General features: G+C 49.3%; 17 protein-coding genes. 7 read left to right on the top strand and 10 right to left on the bottom strand.

Going from position 1 to position 18,720, the window contains the following annotated elements:
* Positions 1 to 43: 43 nt before the first annotated feature.
* Complete coding sequence (locus ACXAD6_RS17665) at positions 44 to 1,372, top strand: glycoside hydrolase family 68 protein (protein ID WP_474970025.1); 1,329 nt, start codon at positions 44 to 46, stop codon at positions 1,370 to 1,372.
* Positions 1,373 to 1,845: 473 nt separating this feature from the next.
* On the top strand, positions 1,846 to 3,831 hold the full coding sequence (locus ACXAD6_RS17660) for an acyltransferase family protein (protein WP_474970024.1): 1,986 nt from the start codon (positions 1,846 to 1,848) through the stop codon (positions 3,829 to 3,831).
* A 56-nt stretch (positions 3,832 to 3,887) separates the two neighbouring features.
* On the opposite strand, the gene ACXAD6_RS17655 is transcribed toward ACXAD6_RS17660, so the two are convergent.
* On the bottom strand, positions 3,888 to 5,390 hold the full coding sequence (locus tag ACXAD6_RS17655; RefSeq protein WP_474970023.1) for an esterase/lipase family protein: 1,503 nt from the start codon (positions 5,388 to 5,390) through the stop codon (positions 3,888 to 3,890).
* Positions 5,391 to 5,614: 224 nt separating this feature from the next.
* Between ACXAD6_RS17655 and ACXAD6_RS17650 the strand changes: the two genes are divergently transcribed.
* A complete protein-coding gene (locus tag ACXAD6_RS17650) occupies positions 5,615 to 5,992 on the top strand; it encodes a hypothetical protein (protein ID WP_474970022.1) in 378 nt (125 codons plus the stop codon).
* A 55-nt stretch (positions 5,993 to 6,047) separates the two neighbouring features.
* On the opposite strand, the gene ymzB is transcribed toward ACXAD6_RS17650, so the two are convergent.
* Entirely contained in the window at positions 6,048 to 6,395 is a 348-nt protein-coding gene (ymzB, locus tag ACXAD6_RS17645) for a protein YmzB (RefSeq protein ID WP_474970021.1), read from the bottom strand.
* A 98-nt stretch (positions 6,396 to 6,493) separates the two neighbouring features.
* Between ymzB and ACXAD6_RS17640 the strand changes: the two genes are divergently transcribed.
* Positions 6,494 to 7,342 carry a hypothetical protein gene (locus ACXAD6_RS17640; protein WP_474970020.1) on the top strand — a complete coding sequence of 283 codons (849 nt, stop codon included), beginning with the start codon at positions 6,494 to 6,496 and terminating at the stop codon, positions 7,340 to 7,342.
* Positions 7,339 to 8,037 (top strand): LPXTG cell wall anchor domain-containing protein, encoded by a 699-nt coding sequence (locus tag ACXAD6_RS17635; protein WP_474970019.1) that lies wholly within the window; start codon positions 7,339 to 7,341, stop codon positions 8,035 to 8,037. Before ACXAD6_RS17640 ends, ACXAD6_RS17635 begins: the two co-directional genes overlap by 4 nt.
* Before the next feature lie 38 nt (positions 8,038 to 8,075).
* On the opposite strand, the gene ACXAD6_RS17630 is transcribed toward ACXAD6_RS17635, so the two are convergent.
* A complete protein-coding gene (locus tag ACXAD6_RS17630; protein ID WP_474970018.1) occupies positions 8,076 to 9,527 on the bottom strand; it encodes a DASH family cryptochrome in 1,452 nt (483 codons plus the stop codon).
* 194 nt (positions 9,528 to 9,721) lie between these two features.
* Here ACXAD6_RS17630 and ACXAD6_RS17625 point away from each other — a divergent pair, with 194 nt between their 5' ends.
* On the top strand, positions 9,722 to 10,648 hold the full coding sequence (locus ACXAD6_RS17625; RefSeq protein ID WP_474970017.1) for a hypothetical protein: 927 nt from the start codon (positions 9,722 to 9,724) through the stop codon (positions 10,646 to 10,648).
* Positions 10,649 to 10,672: 24 nt separating this feature from the next.
* On the opposite strand, the gene ACXAD6_RS17620 is transcribed toward ACXAD6_RS17625, so the two are convergent.
* Positions 10,673 to 10,858, bottom strand: a complete 186-nt coding sequence (locus ACXAD6_RS17620; RefSeq protein WP_474970016.1) for a hypothetical protein — start codon at positions 10,856 to 10,858, stop codon at positions 10,673 to 10,675.
* Positions 10,859 to 10,977: 119 nt separating this feature from the next.
* On the opposite strand from ACXAD6_RS17620, the gene ACXAD6_RS17615 reads away from it, so the two are divergent.
* On the top strand, positions 10,978 to 11,433 hold the full coding sequence (locus tag ACXAD6_RS17615; protein ID WP_474970015.1) for a hypothetical protein: 456 nt from the start codon (positions 10,978 to 10,980) through the stop codon (positions 11,431 to 11,433).
* A gap of 92 nt (positions 11,434 to 11,525) precedes the next feature.
* Here ACXAD6_RS17615 and ACXAD6_RS17610 read toward each other — a convergent pair whose 3' ends face one another.
* The 6 genes from ACXAD6_RS17610 to ACXAD6_RS17585 form a co-directional block, all read right to left on the bottom strand.
* Positions 11,526 to 12,152: an NUDIX hydrolase gene (locus ACXAD6_RS17610; RefSeq protein WP_474970014.1), complete on the bottom strand. Its 627-nt coding sequence runs from the start codon at positions 12,150 to 12,152 to the stop codon at positions 11,526 to 11,528.
* Between the two features lie 65 nt (positions 12,153 to 12,217).
* A complete protein-coding gene (locus tag ACXAD6_RS17605; protein WP_474970013.1) occupies positions 12,218 to 14,143 on the bottom strand; it encodes an ABC transporter permease in 1,926 nt (641 codons plus the stop codon).
* A complete protein-coding gene (locus ACXAD6_RS17600; RefSeq protein ID WP_474970012.1) occupies positions 14,133 to 14,894 on the bottom strand; it encodes an ABC transporter ATP-binding protein in 762 nt (253 codons plus the stop codon). Before ACXAD6_RS17600 ends, ACXAD6_RS17605 begins: the two co-directional genes overlap by 11 nt.
* Positions 14,895 to 15,465: 571 nt before the next feature.
* Positions 15,466 to 16,764, bottom strand: a complete 1,299-nt coding sequence (locus ACXAD6_RS17595; protein ID WP_474970011.1) for a purine/pyrimidine permease — start codon at positions 16,762 to 16,764, stop codon at positions 15,466 to 15,468.
* Positions 16,765 to 16,803: 39 nt separating this feature from the next.
* Complete coding sequence (locus tag ACXAD6_RS17590) at positions 16,804 to 17,838, bottom strand: sensor histidine kinase (RefSeq protein ID WP_474970010.1); 1,035 nt, start codon at positions 17,836 to 17,838, stop codon at positions 16,804 to 16,806.
* The gene (locus ACXAD6_RS17585) at positions 17,835 to 18,524 is read right to left on the bottom strand and encodes a response regulator transcription factor (protein WP_474970009.1); all 690 of its coding nucleotides are present in this window, start codon (positions 18,522 to 18,524) and stop codon (positions 17,835 to 17,837) included. Before ACXAD6_RS17585 ends, ACXAD6_RS17590 begins: the two co-directional genes overlap by 4 nt.
* Positions 18,525 to 18,720: the final 196 nt, after the last annotated feature.

Here is an 18,720-nt window from a genome sequence, read left to right as displayed (position 1 = left end):
GCACGACCTGCCGGCTCCCTGTTTATAAATAAGGAGGAGAACGATGAAAACAAATACATGGATGAAACGTTCCTTTTTAGTGACGACCGCTCTTGTTTCCACGTTGGCATTTGGCAGTTCTGTTTCTGCAGAAACCAGTCAGACTTCCAACTGGACGATTGAAGATGCCTCACAGATTGAGCGCACGAAAGATACAACCGCCCCTTATATCGAGCCGGATTTTGAAAAAATGGCTCCAGAACTTCATGTTTGGGATACGTGGCCGCTTCGTAACAAAGACGGCTCGGTCGCCAAAGTGAACGGCTACTACGTGATTTTCTCCCTGACGGCTCCGTCCGACCTGCTTCCAGGTAAACGACATGATGTAGCGACGATCCGCTACTTCTATTCCAAAGACGGCAAGAGCTGGGAGCTTGGCGGAGAGGCGTTTGATCCAACAGGCGCCTACGGTTCAAGGCAGTGGGCAGGCTCTGCGATGATTGAAGACGGTGAACTGAACCTGTTCTATACAGCTACAGGTCGTAAAGGGGAGGAGGGCGTCACCTATGAACAGCGTCTTGCTCTTGCTAAAGGGGAAGTGAACGCATCTTCTGAAGGCATTTCCTTCGAAAACTTCGATCACTCCATCATCCTTGAGCCTGAAGGCGAGCACTATCAGACTGAGGAGCAGGCAGAACAGGGTGACATCGGCTACACGTTCCGTGATCCATGGTTCTTTGAAGATCCAAAAACAGGGAAAGACTATATCTTGTTTGAAGGAAACTCAGCCGGAACACCAGCGGAGCGTACGCTGGATACCGATTATATCGGAAGCGGTTCTTTCCAGGATGACTTCAGCTTCACAGACGAAGGATTTGCAAAATTATTCAACGGGGCGATCGGAATTGCTGAAGCAACGAACGATTCCTACACCGAATATGAAGCTCTACCACCAATTCTGGAAGCGAATTACGTCAACCAGGAGCTTGAGCGTCCCCATATCGTAACCAAGGGTAATCAATACTACCTGTTCACGAATACACATGAACACAAATTTGGTCCGGACCTCGATGCACCGGACGGCCTGTACGGCTTTTCATCCGATGAGCTGACGTCCGGCTATGAGCCGCTGAATGACAGTGGGTTAGTCCTGGCCAATCCGGAAGAACACGCGTACCAATCCTACTCCTGGATGGTTCTTCCAAACGGAAAAGTGATCAGCTTCTATAACTTCCATGATCTTGATGGAAAGAACATCTCAGATCTTGGAGGAACGACTCCGGAGTATCAGATGTCCCACTTCGGTGGTACACTGGCGCCGACCATCAAGCTCGCGATCCAGAATGACAAAACCAAAGTCATCAAGGACGGCCATCCGGGAAAAATTAAATAACTTCGATTGAACCACCGGCTCTTCATAAGAGCCGGTGGTTTTTTGAATTTGTTATAAAAGTACAATTGTGAAAGATCAGCTGGCAGATTTTCTCACAAGTATTCCAATTATTTTTATAAATGGTAGAGTTATAGATGATTAGGGAGACCGGAGGAGTGTAGGAAAAGACTGAGCCGTCAGGGAAGGTGCCCCACTTCTGCTTGTGAGAAAAGATTAGATTCCCAAGGCTCCCTGAGGAAGCGGTCCGAAAGCGTACGGTCCGCGATTATATCCTTCTTGGCGGGGGGGATTGTCGTGGATGTCAAAGAACCTTGAATGAAACCTGCCAATAGGGCAGGCGATTAACCTCTGATTCCTTTTGTAAAAACTCTGCAAATCCAGTAAAAATCTCTCCTGATAGGTTCACAGTTCTGGTGGGGTCCGATAAGCTGAAGGGATACATAGGAGGAAGAGAGAAATGGAGATGGTGATGAGTGAATGATTTAAGGACCCCTGAGAAAAGATTCCGTCCGGAAATCGAAGGCGTGCGTGCGGTTGCCGCCTTCCTTGTGGCGGTGTACCATATATGGCTTGGATCGGTTTCCGGCGGTGTGGATGTATTCTTTATCGTTTCCGGTTACTTGATAACGACCTCCCTGCTTTCCAAAATGCTCAAGCAGGGAAATATCCATTTAGGAGAATACCTGCTGGGGCTCGGACGCCGGCTGTTCCCGGTGGCGTTTATCGTCGTGCTGTTCACCCTTGCCGGCTCCATCTGGATTCTTCCGCAGGCCCAGTGGAAGCAGATCATCTCTGAAGGATTCGCTTCGGTGTTTTATTTCCAGAACTGGCAGCTGGCCTTCAGTTCCGTTGATTACCTGGCTCAGAACAACCAGGCAAGCCCTTTTCAGCATTTCTGGGCCTTATCTGTACAGGGACAGTTTTACATAACCTGGCCGATTGTCATCACGGCCGCGTATTTTCTTGCGCGGAAGGTTTTGAAAACGCCGGTCCGGAAAACACTGCTCGGTGTGCTGCTCACATTGTTCGTGCTATCTATCTCGTACTCTGTTTACAAAACGGCTGTAAACCAGCCGTGGGCCTACTTTGATACGTTTGCGCGTGCGTGGGAGTTCAGTCTCGGAGGCATCGTCGCATTGCTGCTGCCTTATGTGAAGCTGAACAGACATGTGTCTGTGATTCTTGGATGGACCGGCCTGGCCGTTATTTCGCTTACGGGTATTCTGCTTCCGGTATCTACTGTTTTTCCCGGGTGGGTCGCTCTTTTACCGGCCTCCGGCGTGATTTTTGTTATTATATCGGCTGAAAACAGCGGTGGCTTCGGTGTGGACCGTCTGTTAGGCTCCAAGCCTTTCCTCAAATTCGGAAGCATTTCCTACGGGTTTTATTTGTGGCACTGGCCGCTTTTGATTTTCTATTTTGCCTGGTTTGATACCGGTCAGGCATCGATATTCGCCGGGGCGGTCATTATAGCAGCTGCCCTTGTGCTTGCTTATGTAACGGTAACCTACATTGAAGCGCCTGTTCGTAACTTGAGCGTGAAAACGTCGAAGGTGAAAATCGGAAAAGCGCTCACCGCCTTGATTGTCCCTGTTCTTCTCGTCAATGGCGGATGGAATTTTTACGTGAGTCAGATGCAGGGAAAGGCTTATGAGGCGGGGGACTATCCAGGTGCTCAGGCCGTCTTCTATAACGTAGATGCGGAAGAACTGGATCCTTATCCATCGACTATTGAAGTGCAGGAGGAGCTGCCGGCCTTTTATGAGGACAGAGAATGCTTCATGTATACGAGTGAAGAAGGGATGAAAACTTGTTCAATGGGAGAAACGGAGAATCCCGACTATACGGTTGCCCTCGTCGGCGGATCCCATTCGGGACACTGGTTCCCGGCCCTCAGTGAACTGTCTGATGACCTGAATTTGAAAATCGAGCTTTACAATAAGGATGCCTGCCGGTTCTCCAACGATGATTTTGACGGGTTGTTGAACGAAACGTGTATGGACTGGAATGAAAAAGTGCTGCAGGATCTCCAGGAGGACCCGCCGGACCTTGTCTTTACAACATCCACCGTCAACAGTGGAACGACGGTGCCGGACGGCTATCTTGAACAGTGGAAGAAACTTGAAGGGACGACCCATATCATGGCTGTCCGTGATAATCCGCGGATGAAAGAGGATACGCCGCTCTGCATTGAGGAAAAGGGGTCGATCGAGGATTGCTCGGTTTCCAGAGATGAAGCTTTATCCGATGTCGTTCCATGGGAAAACACGGATGGGATCCCGGAGAATGTCACATTTGTGGATTTGTCGGATTACTTCTGCGGGGAAGAAGTGTGTGAGCCTGTCATTGGTAATGTGATTGTCTACCGCGACAAGCACCACTTGAGTACAGCTTACTCCAAAACCCTTGCGCCCGCATTGAAGGAGCCTTTAGAGGAAGCGCTGCAGAAACAATCCTGATAAAACGGCAGGAGAACGTCACATGTTCTCCTGCCGTTTTTATTTGTCCACCCGTTTTAAAAGTCCTCGCTGTATACTCTGCCGTTCTGGTCGATATAGACCGAGGAAATCATCGTCCGGGCGAACTTTTCTTTTTGGTAGGTTCCTTGTACTTCGATGGTCAGGCTGTACACACCTTCTCCGAGCTTCGGAAGCTGGTAGACACCGTCCGACTGCTTCTTCGCTTTCAGTTTTGTTTCTTTTTCCCGTCCGTTTTTATAGTGGGTGACGGTCATATCTGTCTTATATTTCAGACGGGTATCTTTGTTTTTCACTTTCAGCTCGTCCACATTCATGGAGGCGCTGATTTTATCGTTCAACTCACTGTCAAAGGAGGTGTTGAGCAGATAGGATTCTCCGCCAGGGCTCCGGGCTTCCAGTTTCCATCTGCCTGCTGCGGGGTCATCGATTCTCAATGTGTGATGATAGGATCCTTCAAGCACCTCGGTTTCATCCTTCGCGGCTTTAAAGCCGCTGTAGGTTTTTTTATCAGGGGAGACAAGCTTCAAGTCAACATCCGGGCTGGAACTGATCCAGTCGAAGGTGACGGCGTCTGCTCCGGATTCTACAATAACGGTCTCCCGTGTGCGTCCTGTGTATTCGCCGCCTGAGACGTACTGGCCGGCCGCCGGCTCGGATTCTTCTGACACAGCGGCTGTTTCGAGTCCGAATGCCGCCAGCGGAGCGGTCTCATTCAAGTAAGGACGGAAAAGGGGAAACGTGGAGGAGCCTTCTTTAATGCTCGTGTGATCCCATTTTCCAACTTTCAATTCCTGGGCGTAAGGAAGGCGTGAGCTTTTCACTGTGACCGCCCCATCGTTGCTGCCGTAAGAGCTTAAGTACAAGCCTCCCCAGTACAGGGAGCTGCCGAAGCTGCCCCATTCCGTACCGCCGAACGTGTAAAACGGGACGGCATCGATTCCTGGTCTGCTGTCGGTGGTGGAGCGGAAATAGCTCATGTATCCAGTCTGCAGGGAATAGGTGGCTTCATTTTTACTGCCGATGATTCCCGCAAGCCATCCGGCCCAGCTGCTGTAAGCGAGATCGGCAAGCTGCGAGCCGTGGTGCGGGGAGGATAAGGTAATGACACGATCCACATAGGGAGACGCACTGTGATGAACAAGCGCCGCCTGTGTATCAATGCCGCCTTTGCTGTGAGCGACGATAACGACTTTTTCACCGAAATGATGATACATGTCTTCGATTTTTCCGGCCAGCAGCTCCCCGTTGTCCCACATATCTTTTGTTGGGTACAAATCGATAAAGGCTGTTTCGTAGCCGTTATCGAGAGCGGTGATATACATATCATTACTCTCGTACCACGTCTCTGATGAACTGTTGAGGCCGTGAATGAAAAGAATGGGGCGTTTCTCTTCTGTTACAGAGGCGGGCGTGTCTCCCACGTACCATTCCCCGGGATTCCCGGAGGCTCCATCTTTAATGGAGCCGGCGTGGCTGGTGATGGGAAAAAAGAAAAGCAGGAAAGCGCAGGTAAAGAGACCTTTGGTCAGCAGATCCATGTACATTCTCCTTCACAATTGAATTGAGGAGGTCATGAGGTTTGATCCAGGGGTGTCCACCATTTCTATCGTACGCAACCTGGAAAATCTGACAAGGTGCATTGGAAACAGGCAGAAAGTCCGGGAAGGGAAGGAGCGTCTGCATCAGGAGCGGAAGAAAACGAAAAGGTGTGATTTCTACTCCCTAAATCCCCCATGGTTTCATAGGATAGAGGAGGGGAGGAGTGGTTGAGGTGGCTGAGGCTGTTTCACGCGGGAATAATTTAATTTTCATGACGGAGCCGGGAGGTCAGACGGTTGAATCAGGGGCTACCGTGGATGTAACGAAAGATCTGCCCGGCGGCATTGATGTCCGCCCGTTCTACTCCATCCGGGTGGCCGGCGGCAACCGGGTGGTATCGGAAGGGCCTGTCACGTTCAAATTGATTGTGAAAGTGGAAGGTGTGAATTTCCTCCTGCTGGATTCTTTCCGGGTCATTCCGGGACAGCAGTTTACAAGGGTTTTTAATGTACCTGGGACGGGACTGACGATAAAAACAGAGGCAGATGGAGGAACGGGGCTGAATGCCGTGGATGTTGTGGTGTTCGGATATAAATTTTGACGGCAGGGATTTTCCCTGTTTTTATTTTTGTAAAAAGGCCCCGCTGCCGAGGCCGTTATTTTTTCTGAATGATATAGGTTGCCCGGTCCGTCGTGACAATAAAGCCCTCCGGACTGTATAGGTACTGCGTCGTATCCTGCAGAGGAATTTCGTAATAGGGTGCTGGGAGCGGCTCCATCTGCTGAGGGCCGATTTCCGCTTCGCCATCTCCATATAAAAACAGGGAATGCATAGGCAGGTATTCATCCAGACGTGCAGCATCCGTCCCGTAAGCGATGTGATCCAGATGCATCTCTGTTGTATCCTTATCGTTCAGTTCCAGTTTCGTAATGACAATATCGGCACCGCTCCATCGCTGGAAGCGTTCGTTGAAATGTTCAATCGTTAATGGTTGTCCATCCATGATGAGATCCCTCCTGACTTTATCGTCTCCAAAGGAAACCCGCTCTACGCTGTTAAATAGTGGTCGCGGGGGGAATGGAAGGGGGAGGAGGGAAATCGATGGCCGATGATTTAAAAGAAGCCCGCCAGCTGCTCAGCAGGGCGGTTGATATTCAAAGCAGACTGGGACGTTCAGATGTCCGTAACGAGCTCATCCACCGGTCGGTGCCTGTCTTATGGCTCGGGGAGAGGCGGGATCATCCGATCGTCACCATTGGGACAAACCCGACGTCCCGATATGTTTTGAACGACCAGGCTGAATGGCAGACGACGGCGCAGTCATTTGACAAGGAAAGTGCAGATCTACTCGCATCTTTTCAAGAAGATGATGACCGGCAGACAGCCGTCATCAGGAAATATGAGGATTATTTTAAGGGGGAAGAGGCGTATACCCGATGGTTTGGCAGAAAGGGTGGAGCGAAGCTTGAGGGGTTTATGAACGGGATGGGAGCTTCTTTTTATCAAAACGAGCCCCCTCTTGTTCATGTCGATGCTTTTCCTTTTCCGACGCTCCAGTTTATGGGTAAAATAAAAAAGAAAGAGAAGCTGCTGCGTCTTCCTGAAGTAACGGCAATGCTTGAAGAAACGCTGCATTATTTACAACCTTCCCTTATCCTGCTGCTTGGCAGAGAACACAGGAGAAGGTTTACAGATGTCTATGATGTGTCCTACGATTCATCCATGAACGTAGAAGGATTCCCTTCTGCCCGGTTTCATTTCGGTACATCCCCCACCTTTGATGTACCTGTCATCGGCCTCGATTTCAAGCCGTCCGAGCCGTTTCTGGGCCTAGGCAGCCGTGTGGATGATCGTGGGGCACATCACGGGCGGTATGGAAAACGGGAAAGTCAGAGGGATATCGGTGCATATATTCGAGAGTGTTTTTTGAAAAGGGGAGAAGGAGTATGAGAATGAGACTGGGAGTGCTGTTTCTGTTCAGTCTGGTTGTAATAAGCGGCTGTGTGCAAGGCGATGTGAAGCTGACCGTCAACAAAGATAAAAGCGGTGAGGCACAGGTGCAGATTGGTGTGAACGAGGAAGAGGCGGGTCTGTTCATGGAGCGGATGCAGGGTGTGATTGATGAAGCGGAACAGGACCTCGAATCCCGCGGCTATCAGGTGGAACCTTACGAAGAAGATGGCTACACCGGGTTTACCGCCGGAAAGGCTTTTGAAAACGTCGAGGAAATCCAGGTTCCGGATCAGCTGGAACAACCGGCAGCCGCTGGAATCGGGGATGTGATGGAAGGTCTACCCGTAGAATGGTCGGAGGAGCCCGGGTGGTTTACGACTACATATCAGGTGGAAGGTGAAATAAATCTTGAAAACAGCGGAATCATGGGCGGGATGCAGCAGATGGTTTCGGATCAGCTGGATCTGACGTTCACACTCGACCTTCCGATCGCACCGAAAGACCACAACGCCGACCGGACAGACGGAAATGAACTGCAGTGGGATATTCAGACTGCCGGTACAACGAATATGATGGTGGAACTCGCCGTCCCTAACATTCGGAACATCATCATTACCGCTGTCGCAGGTCTCCTGATCATTGGATCCCTCCTCTTTTATCTACGGAAAAAACGGAAAACGAGGCAGGACTGAAAAAAGCCGCCGGACATGAGGATGTCCGCGGCTTTTCTCTATTTTGTCCCTTCTTCAAAAGCGGTCTTCATCTCCCGCATCGATTCGTACAAGTCGATGATCGGAAACGGATAATTTTCTCCGAGCTGAACCCCGTACTGTTCCTGTTCAATCATTCCCATTGCCCTCGGCTTGAAAATCCAAGGTACGGGCAGTTCACGAAGCTCAGGGACCCACCAGCGCAGGTAATCGCCATCAGGATCATAATCCTCCGCCTGTTTTTCCACGTTAAAAACCCGGAAGGAAACAGCATCATTTCCGACTCCCGCGATATACAGCCAGTTGCCGTAGTTGCTGCTTACGTCATAATCGACGAGTTGTGATTCAAACCAGGCGGCCCCGATCCGCCAGTCCAGACCGAGGTTCTTTGTAAAAAAGCTCGCCACATTCTGGCGTGCCCGGTTGGACATGAAACCGGTCTGTTTTAATTCCCGCATGCCCGCATCTACGAGCGGATAGCCCGTGCGGCCGTCCATCCACGCCTGCAAATGCTCCTCGTTTGTTTTCCAGGGGATCTCCAAACCATTCAGCCCTGTCCTGTAGAAGAGACGATCGCCGTATTTCCGGTGAACGAGGTGGAAGTAGTCCCGCCAGAGCAGTTCGAAATATAGCATATAGGTCGACTTGTTTTTCGTATGGTTATTTTCATAGTGCTGGATCTGCTCATACACGACCCGCGGGGACAAATTGCCGTTCGCCAGATATGGAGAAAATTTAGAGGAATCGTCTTCTAGAAGCATCCCGTTTCTCGTTTCCTTATAAACCCGGAGGCGGTCCTTAGTAAAGATGTAGTCCCGGAGCCGTTGTTTAGCCGCTGTCGATCCGCCATGGTAACGCGGCTCTTTCCACTCGTTCTCCAGGCCTGAGGCAGCTACGTCCGGAATCTTCCCTTCCTCTATCCTATTTGGAAGCTCCACTTTCACAGCTGCTTGAGGTGGAGCGATCGCTCTAGGCGGCGTCACCCCATTTTTTTCGATTCTTTTTCTGAACTGGGAAAACGTATCCGGCACATCCCGGGTGGAAAACGGCAGGTCTTCCGGCGGAAACAGGTTATGTCCGTGATCGACGTAAAAAGGTACGCCGGGCAGAGCCTTTCGAACTCCTCTTTCGGTCTGCTGCTCTTCCGTTGCGATTTCTTCATGAAGGTACACACCGTTAATAGTCAAATCATCGGAAAGCTCGAGGAAAGCTTCTGCTGGGTCCTTGTACCTAATCAATAGGGGGACGTTCAGTTCAGCGAGATTCGTCCGCAGATCCTCCAGACTCTCCTGGATAAATTGTGCCCGGTGACGCCCGGTTTTTTTAAAACCATAGGAAAGGTCTCTGTATTCATATGGATCGAAAATATAAAGTGCGATGACCGGATGCCCTGCTGTGACAGCTCTAGTCAAGGGTTTATGGTCGTGGACACGCAGGTCATTCCGGAACCAGACAATCGAATAGGTGCTCATCGTCATTCTCTCCCTTTTTCTCCTAGTGTACCCTGTGGAGGACGCTTGTTCACACTTTTCATCGGTTGGATGTGTCTTTATTCGACAACATCGGGTATAGTTAAAATAGACCATTCAACGAAAGAGTACATCATCTATATTTTGTTGTGTACGGCCTGGGAGGGTAGCGGACACACGATAGGGGAGAGGAAGAAATGGAGCGTTTTCGTAAAAAATGGATGCGGAAGTCTGCAGTAATATTGACGGCGTTCACTTTGTTCACAGCAGGAGCATCGGCTGCAATTCCTCATCAGGTAGAGGCGAAAAGCTGGAAACAGGAAGTTCATACAGAGGAAGGAAAATACCCGGATCTCATCGTATACGGAGTCTACAAGGATTTGAAGCAGGAGACCCGGGGCCCACTCTCGTATAAAGAAACCAAAGCTTCTATCGATAAGATGAGCAAATCGGAAGTTATGGACCATTATCTGGATCGAAATAACCGCAGGGTCACGCCTTATACATTGATGAGAGTAGTGGATGCTGTGTACGGCATAGATCTTCAGGCTATATCTGATCTGGGGGTTGGAAAGCAGACAGCCACCTATTCAGATGATGTCCTGGACCGCATCAGGAAAACGGCATCCCCTTGGGAACTGAGCGATGAGCGGATTGCGAAGCTTTCGAAAGTCCGCGTGATGCAGTTGTACTGGCTGTCATTTGAAGAAAGACTGACGGCCGAGGAACGGTATACGATGATCAATGAAATCTTTGGAGTGAATTTAGTAGGCATTGCAGGATTGGAAGGAACGGGAGTTGCCCTTTTCTCAAAAAATCAGTGGATTTCGCAGTATGATACGGACTTATTCATTGTAGAGACCGGCAGTGATGATGTGGATGTGTGGGTATATCCGACAGAGTATTTCAAGCAGCAGACGGGCCTTGAAGAAAATCCAGAGGAATTGAACAATCGTTTGACCAAGCTGGGCTTCTCCTATAGTGAAGAAAAAGGCGCCTTTTATTACGCTGATCCGAACGGTGAATCGGTTCCGGATGCTTTCAAGGGACAGACGCTTGGAACCATCATTGGATTCATCCAGGAAAAGTATAAAGATCTTTTAGAAACAGAAAACGCTGCGTGAGACCGCAGCGTTTTTTTGTATGCTTTATTCCAGGTTCCACAACTTTTGCTGCACAGGATCGTCAGGATCAATGAAGATCGTACCATGCTCGTCAGGCTTCAGGCGTGTTTCGTAGAGGCCTTTTCCGGTTAATGCCTTCAATGTTTCGCTCTGTCTTTTTTCAACAGCCCGCAGGCGTTCGATTTGCATCCACATCTCTTCTTCTGTCACATCATCGCCTCCTGTTCCTTTATGGTAACATCAGATTTTACTCTATGTTTTTCTAACCCTATGATGGTAAAAATGGAAATTCAAATGTTATCCTGATTATGGAAAAGGAGGAGGAGCTTTTGAAAAACATAATTCGATGGCTGGCAGCGCCGATAGCTGTTCTCATGATCTTTGGTATTCAGCTGACGCTTGAATATAGTTCTTATCACGTTCCGTTTGGTGTAGGGATGGAGGGGGAAACCGTTGAAAAATATAATTGGAGGGGGGAGGTTGTTGAAACAGCCCCGCTTCCATCTGAGAATGTTTCCCACAACGGCACTCTTATTGTTGAAATGGAATTGAAAGAGGCGTTTGGACTTCTCATTTCGATTATCGCAGCTTTTCCATTATTCCTGCTGATGGATGTTGTTCTTAAACGTCTTGGTATTCAGAGTACCGGGTTATTGCCGAAGAGGTGGGAGAATGTAATCAAATGGGGATCGATCGCCTTTCTATTCGTTCTGTTGATGTTTACGTTCTTTATGTTCCAGGAGGCTGTTGAAGAAGGGCGGTCCTTTTTTGATGCTTTACCATAATACATAAGACCTGTGCAGCCAGCTTTTAACCCTATATCTAAAGCCTGTCCTGTGATCAAACCTTGATCACAGGACAGGCTTTTCTTTTGAATTTACTGTTTCTTTTTCAACACGTCAACAAAGTGGGCGAGGATTCTTGCGGTCATTCCCCAGATCACCTTGTCTCCATATTGATAAAAATATTCTTCCATCTGACGCGTGCGCCAATTGTAATTTTCACCACCCGGGATGAGCTCGTAGGGGAAGTTTTCCGCCGGCTGGGCCTCGAAATGGACGTAGTGGATTTCCGGATCCTGGTCCATAAAGAAGGAAAGCGGAACGGTAAAGAGCTCCTTCACTTCATCCGGATTCTTTTCAAAGGCACTTTCGTCGGTATTCAAGTACCCTGCAAAAGCGTAGACGATCATTCCGAACGGGGAGACGAGATAGTCGAGCGGATGGACGTCGGACAGTTGTCCGCGGCGGATGCCTAATTCTTCCTCCGTTTCCCGGATGGCGGCCTGACGTGCAGAAGAATCATCTGGATCGATTTTTCCGCCTGGGAAACAGATCTCTCCGGGCTGGCGCCTTAGTGTATTGGCCCGTACCTCGAACAGAACGTGGATGTCTCCATCCTTTTCCATGAGCGGCAGAAGGACAGAGAATTTACGGAACTGTTCGTGACCGAGCACAGAAGGCTGGTGTTGTTTCATTTGATCGAGTATATGTTTCGAATTCATCGTTTCACCTCATGCCTTTACTATACCAGACCGCACCGTCCGGGAGGAAAAGAGCCGCTCGACAATTACAGCGCTTCTTTGATCACCTTTTTGTAATATAAGACAGAAAGGAGACCGAAGATGGAATATAAAGCTGTGTAGACGCCCATCACCATCAGCATCGGTGTCCAGATTTCATTACCGAAAAAGAACCATCCGGACTTCACGGCGAAGTAGCTGTGCAGCAGACCGATCAAGAGCGGCACCCCGAAGTTGAAGAGCTGTTTGCCTTGAATGCCGCGCAGAAGATCGCCCCTTGTAAAGCCGAGCTTCCGCAGTACCGTATAGCTTTCCTTTTCGTCTTCCCCTTCATCCATCTGTTTGAAGTAGAGGATGCAGCCGGAGGTGATGAGAAAGGTGAGTCCTAAAAAGGCGACGATAAACATGACGGCCCCCATGTTCTGTTTCTGGGAGGTTTCCACGTACCATTGGGACCGGTGCTCGAAACTTTCTGTTAAACCGGCTTCCTCAAACAATTGAAAAGCTGCTTCATTCCTGCTGTCATCCTCCAGATTAATCCCGGTATAAATAGAAGGTTCCAGCTGCTCTTTCATGTTCATAAACTGTTCCTCGGACACGACGCCGATCGGCAGACCGCCGGCGGTATAATAGGAGGAAATCACATAGTCTTCCCGCAGTCCTTGATAGGAAAGATCCACGGCGTCATTCTCAGACAGCCATTCCACTTTTCCATCGCCCTTTAAGGAAATATAGGACTGCATAATATCGTTGTAGCCGGTCATGATCATGCTTCCTCTTTCCAAGTCGAGCTCAGGCACGGCGGTTTCACTGATGACAGGAATGGTTGTATTTTCTGCGTTGAAATTCATATCCTCGAGGTCCACATCCAGAATATCCTCCACATTGAATTTCGCCTGCAGCACCTCCACCTGTCTGTAGGAATGGTCAAAACCTTCTTCCTCCAATGTATCGGAAAAGGCCATCGCTTTTTCTTCGTTGGTGATGGCAAAATCATCAGGAGCATTATTTTCCGCAAGGCTTTCCGCTGAGTACAGTGAAATATAGCTCAGTGCCAGCAGTCCGATAGCAAGGGCGGAAACGGTCGTAATCACGGTGAGCAGGAAGGCATTGGATTTCATCCGGAACATCATCGAAGACAGCGAAAGCACTTCGTTGATGTTCATATAGCCGGCTTTCCGTTTTCTAAGCAGGTTGCTGACAAAGCGCACAGAACCCTTGTAGAAAAAGTAGGTGCCGATGATCGTGGATGCCAGAATGAACGTCATGGCGATAAACAGCCCGTTGATCGAGGTAATATCCCCTTCAAACAGCTGTGTGGACACATAATAGCCCGAAGCAATCATTCCTATGCCGAGCACTCCCATGATGTGTTCCCACACGGAGAGTTTTTTCACTTTACCCTGCGTGCTCGAGGTAACACGGAAAAGGGAGAGGATGGACTGCTTCCGAATAAAGATGTACATCGTCGCCATAATGAGCAGGAAGATGCCCGCAAATACGATCACCGTCTGGGCAAGGGCCGCCATGGAGAAGTGCAGGTCGGCCACTTCATCAACATTGACAATCTTAAAAAAGCCCATGAGAATCAGCTTGGAAATCGCAAACCCGATAAAAATGCCGGCCGCCATCGATCCGAAGTAGATAATTAGATTCTCTACCACCAACAGCCGGAAAATCCGGTTTTTCGTCATGCCGATCAGCTGGAACAGTCCGATTTCCTGACTGCGCCTTTTCACGAATAAAGCATTGGCATAAAGGAGGAAAACGGCCACGATGGCAATCAATAGAACCGAAGCGACCATCAATCCTGCACTTCCTTTCACAGATCCGTCCTGACTCATCGCCGGGTCGTACTGAAGGGTCACGAAGGAAAAGTAAAGGGCGACGGAAAAGACGAGGGCGAAAACGTATAAGTAATAGTTCTTGATATTCTTTTTCAAATTTCGGAGGATCAGCTGATTAATGCTCATAGCTTACACCACCCAATACACCCTGGGTTTTCATGATGTCCTTCAAAAATGCCTCCCGCGTCTGTCCACCTTTATTCAACTGGGTGTAGATCTGCCCGTCGCGGATGAAGATGACGCGGCTGCTGTAGCTCGCAGCTACCGGGTCGTGCGTGACCATCGCTATGGTGGCTTCCCGTGTGTCATTCAGGCCGCTCAATTTGCCCAGCAGATCGGATGCGGACTTGGAATCCAATGCCCCTGTCGGCTCATCGGCAAAAATGATGCTCGGTTCATGGATGAAGGCCCGCGCCGCTGAAGTCCGCTGCTTCTGTCCACCTGATATTTCGTTCGGGTACTTGTTTTGGACATCCTCGATGCCAAGTTCTTCGGCAAGCGCGTTGAATTTCCGCTGCGCCTCTATACGATCCGTTTTCGAAATAGAAAGCGGAAGCAGAATGTTTTCCTTCACCGTCAGTGTGTCCAACAGGTTGTATTCCTGAAAAATGAACCCGAGATGATGCTTTCTGAACTCTGCCAGCTGTTTGTCCTTTTGTCCGGTAATTTCCTGCCCGTTGATCACGATCGATCCGTGACTGACCGGGTCAATAGAAGAGAGGACGTTCAACAAGGTCGTTTTCCCGGAACCCGATGCGCCCATGATGGTGACAAACTCCCCTTTATCAATCGTGACATCGATGCCTTCCAAAACGTGCTGCTTCATAAATTTGTTTCCATAGCTCTTATGGATTTTTCTTGCTTCTAATAAACTCATTCATTCAACCTCCTTTTTCATCTGACTTCATTGTACGTTTACCGGGGACGTGTTTCCTTCGATTCAGCTAACAAAAGAGGGGGTGGAAGTGACACTTTTGTCACATGGTTTTCATTTAATAAGAGCTCTCCCGATAGGTTTGGAAAAAGCAGACCAGGGTTCACCTTAGAAGCTTAAATGAGGTTCAAGTCACGTTCGTACGTCGACTTTGGAGGTGCAGAATAACTCAGGGTTTTACATGAGTGGTCCTTTTGTTTCGTTAAAAAGTACCCCTGGGGTTATGAACAAAGTCTATAATCCCTAAGATACCTGCTGTAATGAGTAATAGAGCCAAAGCGATGAAAATCATCCGGGTGATCTTGTACGACCATTTTTCCGATTTAAAATCTCTTATCCCTTGTAAAGGGAAAAAGAGTAAACACAACCCGGACAAGAGTGTAAAAATAAACATGAACGATCCGCTCCCTATTCATGTGGCTGCTAGTCTATACGATGCGGCTCTTCTATACGTTTCACGAGGAGGAGAATCCATAAAAAAGTATCCTTCTACCATCAGGTAGAAGGATAGCGGTTAGTTCTTAGGACGCCACAGCTGTTCCATGGCAATGACAAGGGCGGTACCGACGAGCAGACCGTTGCTCATTAAGTTCTGCACAAGCGCAGGCATCGCAGAAAACACTTCCGCCGGAAGAAACATCGTCCCCATCCCGAAAAGGTAGGCAATGCCGACGATGGTAATCTTTCTGGAATCCAGAGGCTCCAGCGTGAAGTTGTTAATCGCGATTCCCACAAGCTGGACGAATGTCGCCATAAGCGCCGCGTTGGCAACCGAGGAGGGGATGCTTGAAATCACCCGTGTCACCGGCGGAAAAAAGGCTGTAAACAACAGCAGGATGGCAGCGTAGATGAACGGGTTTTTCCGCTTCTGCCCGGTAATGGCGATAAAACCTGCGGACGTAGCTCCCGGGACGTTGGCGACGGTTGCCATGCCGCCGGCAATCATCGTATTGATTCCGGAAAACATCGTTCCTCTGTCGACCTGGACGCCGTTATTTTCTTTACCTTCTCCTACTGTCTGTTTCACTGCTGTAATGGAGGCGACGATATTCGAAATCGAAATGACAGCTGTAATGAACGCCATCGGCAGCAGGCTCCACTCCAGCGTTGGTAGACCGAAAGCGAATAGCTCGGGAACTGAAAATACCGGCATCTCCGCTTCCGTCATCTGCCCGCCGAGAATCAAACGGTGAATGACCCAGCCGATCACAATGCCGATGAAAACGGCATAGCTGCTCAGCCATCCTCTGGCAAACGTCGATAATCCGAGCACAATAAAGAACGTCAGAAAGGCAAGGACTGCGGTCGTTCCCTGGATTGTTCCACTGTCTCCCTGCAGACCGAGCATCCCTTTCAGCAGCGTTCCACTCAGCTGTACGGTCAAGAACAGGAAGAATGCCCCTGTCACAAGAGGAGTGAAGATGGGCAGGATTTTCTGCGACACTTTAAACGCCCCAAACAGGAACAAAAAACCGCCTGTCATGATCATCGTCATCTCCAGCGCCTGAAGTGTTCCTGTATAACTGCCGCCTGCTTCTGCACCGGTCATGGCCATAACGGTAAAGATACTGACCCAGATGCCTGCGGGAATTTCCATGATCGGCAGACGGTGGCCGAACAGCCCTTGAAGCATGGAAGCGATCCCAACGGTAAAGAAGGTCCGCTGGATCAATCCGGCGGTTTCTATGTAGTCTAATTGATAAATCGATCCGATCACAATCGGCAGCGCAACCGCATTAGCAAGCAGAAAGACGAACCATTGGATGGTTTCAAGCAGGCTGGCTGCCGGACTGGTTTGATTCAATGTTAACACTCCCTCAAAAAACAGTGGTAAAGAATAACTATGAGTGTATCACTTTCTATCCTGTTGTGGGGGACGATCCGGGCGGTTCCTGATCTTGGTGAACGTATTCGGTTCCGGGAACCAAAGCGTGAACGTGGATCCCAGGCCGGGTTCCGATTGAACATCCAATTCAATGTTCAACGGGCGGCGGATGCGGTCAACGAGGTAAAGGCCCATCCCCGATGCTGCTTCAGTTTGGTGAGCGGTTGTTGACGTGAACCCTTTTTCGAAAATGCGTGGCCTGTCCTGTGCTGCTATGCCCCGCCCTTGATCAGCAACCGTAAGAAAAGATCGGCCACTCTTTCTGCCGCTTGTTACCGTAATGTCTGAGGAAGGGCTGTATTTAATGGCGTTCGATAGCAATTGACGGATCATAAAGGAGAGCCATTTCGCATCCGTCAGAACAGATTTCTGATCCAGCTCAAGGTCAAAGCCGATGCCTTTCTGCATGCACCACGATTTCAAGGTTTTAATTTCACTGAACAATAAAGGCTCGAGCGCGGTTTCTTCTATGTATAAGTCATTTTCAATAAAAGGGATCCGCTTCCGGTGCAGCTGCTGGTCGAGCAGAAGATGGATCCGCATCCATTCATAGGTCAGACGCGAGCGCAGCGGGTAGTCTTCAATCCCTTCGATCATCAGCTTCATCGCAGTCATCGGCGTTTTCACTTCATGGATCCATCCGAGCAGGTCATCTTTTTCCTCCTGCAGAAGATCCTGATGATGGGCAGCTTCCTTTTTCAATCGTTCCAGCTGCTCCCGGATGCTCGTTTCAATGACGGACTCCAAGGGACTCTCAGCTTCAGGAATCGTGGTCAGATCAAGGTCATTGTCCCGCTCCACCAACTGCTTGTAAAACCGGGTCTCCTTCTGGAAACGGAGGAGCAGAAACAAGCTGAAAATGATCAGCGATAAAAATACGTAATACGTAACGGCACGGAATGGGAGGGACGAGTCGAGGTATCCAATAAGGAGGGCAAGCAATTGAAGGGACATGAACAGAAGAATCCAGCTCAGCTTTTCCCGCATATAGGTGAAAATCATGAGCCTGCCTCGTCTCTGGCTGTATACCCTTGCCCGACTTTTGTTTCGATGACGTGTTCCAGACCAATCTCATTCAGCCGTCTGCGCAGCCGGTTCACATTGACTGTGAGTGTATTGTCACTCACGAAGCGTTCATCCTCCCACAGCTTTTGAATGATTTCCTCACGGGAGACCACTTTGTTCTTTTTTTCGAGCAGCTGCTTTAAAATGAAGCTTTCATTTTTTGTTAAATCAATGGACGTATCGTTTGCCGTCACCCGGCCCCGCTCAAAGTCCACCGTTGCGCCAAACCAAGTCTGCAGTTCAGAGGCGTGGGTGTTGTAGTTGTAGACACGTCGGAGAATGGCCTGGATTTTAGCGATCAATACTTCAAAGTGGAACGGTTTCTGTACAAAATCATCGGCTCCAAGATTCATCGACATGACCATATCCGTCGGGTGATCCCTGGAGGAAAGAAAGATGATGGGGACGTTGGAATGCTCCCGGATCATCCGGCACCAGTGGAAGCCATCGAACTTCGGGAGCTGGATATCGATGATCACAAGCTGCGGTTCAACGGACGTGAATATTTCCATCACCCGGCTGAAATCCTGCACCCCGTGAACCGCATACGACCACTGGGACAGCCTTTCCTGCATTTCCTGAAACAATGTCCGGTCATCTTCAATCAACAGTACATCAAACACATCGATCCCTCCGTTTTTCCGTTATTTACCTTTTGCTATTATAGCAGACAAGCGAGGGTTTCCCTATTGTACTTTTGTAACGCTTGACCGCGGTGAATTTTTTGAACATTTCAGCATCTTCCTCTTTCATTTGTTTGAAGGAGGGCGTACAATGAGTACTAATATTTCCGCCTGTGATGGCAGGTGAAACCAATCG

Source organism: Halobacillus sp. ABH2_015 (genome assembly GCF_056158945.1).
Note: the sequence above shows the minus strand (reverse complement) of the source record. Positions and strands in the feature narration are given on the sequence as shown.

Coding starts and splice junctions, on each gene's coding strand:
- ACXAD6_RS17665 (WP_474970025.1), top strand. CDS start 44: ATGAAAACAAATACATGGATGAAACGTTCCTTTTTAGTGACGACCGCT.
- ACXAD6_RS17655 (WP_474970023.1), bottom strand. CDS start 5,390: ATGGATCTGCTGACCAAAGGTCTCTTTACCTGCGCTTTCCTGCTTTTC.
- ymzB (WP_474970021.1), bottom strand. CDS start 6,395: ATGGATGGACAACCATTAACGATTGAACATTTCAACGAACGCTTCCAG.
- ACXAD6_RS17640 (WP_474970020.1), top strand. CDS start 6,494: ATGGCCGATGATTTAAAAGAAGCCCGCCAGCTGCTCAGCAGGGCGGTT.
- ACXAD6_RS17635 (WP_474970019.1), top strand. CDS start 7,339: ATGAGAATGAGACTGGGAGTGCTGTTTCTGTTCAGTCTGGTTGTAATA.
- ACXAD6_RS17630 (WP_474970018.1), bottom strand. CDS start 9,527: ATGAGCACCTATTCGATTGTCTGGTTCCGGAATGACCTGCGTGTCCAC.
- ACXAD6_RS17625 (WP_474970017.1), top strand. CDS start 9,722: ATGGAGCGTTTTCGTAAAAAATGGATGCGGAAGTCTGCAGTAATATTG.
- ACXAD6_RS17610 (WP_474970014.1), bottom strand. CDS start 12,152: ATGAATTCGAAACATATACTCGATCAAATGAAACAACACCAGCCTTCT.
- ACXAD6_RS17605 (WP_474970013.1), bottom strand. CDS start 14,143: ATGAGCATTAATCAGCTGATCCTCCGAAATTTGAAAAAGAATATCAAG.
- ACXAD6_RS17600 (WP_474970012.1), bottom strand. CDS start 14,894: ATGAGTTTATTAGAAGCAAGAAAAATCCATAAGAGCTATGGAAACAAA.
- ACXAD6_RS17590 (WP_474970010.1), bottom strand. CDS start 17,838: ATGATTTTCACCTATATGCGGGAAAAGCTGAGCTGGATTCTTCTGTTC.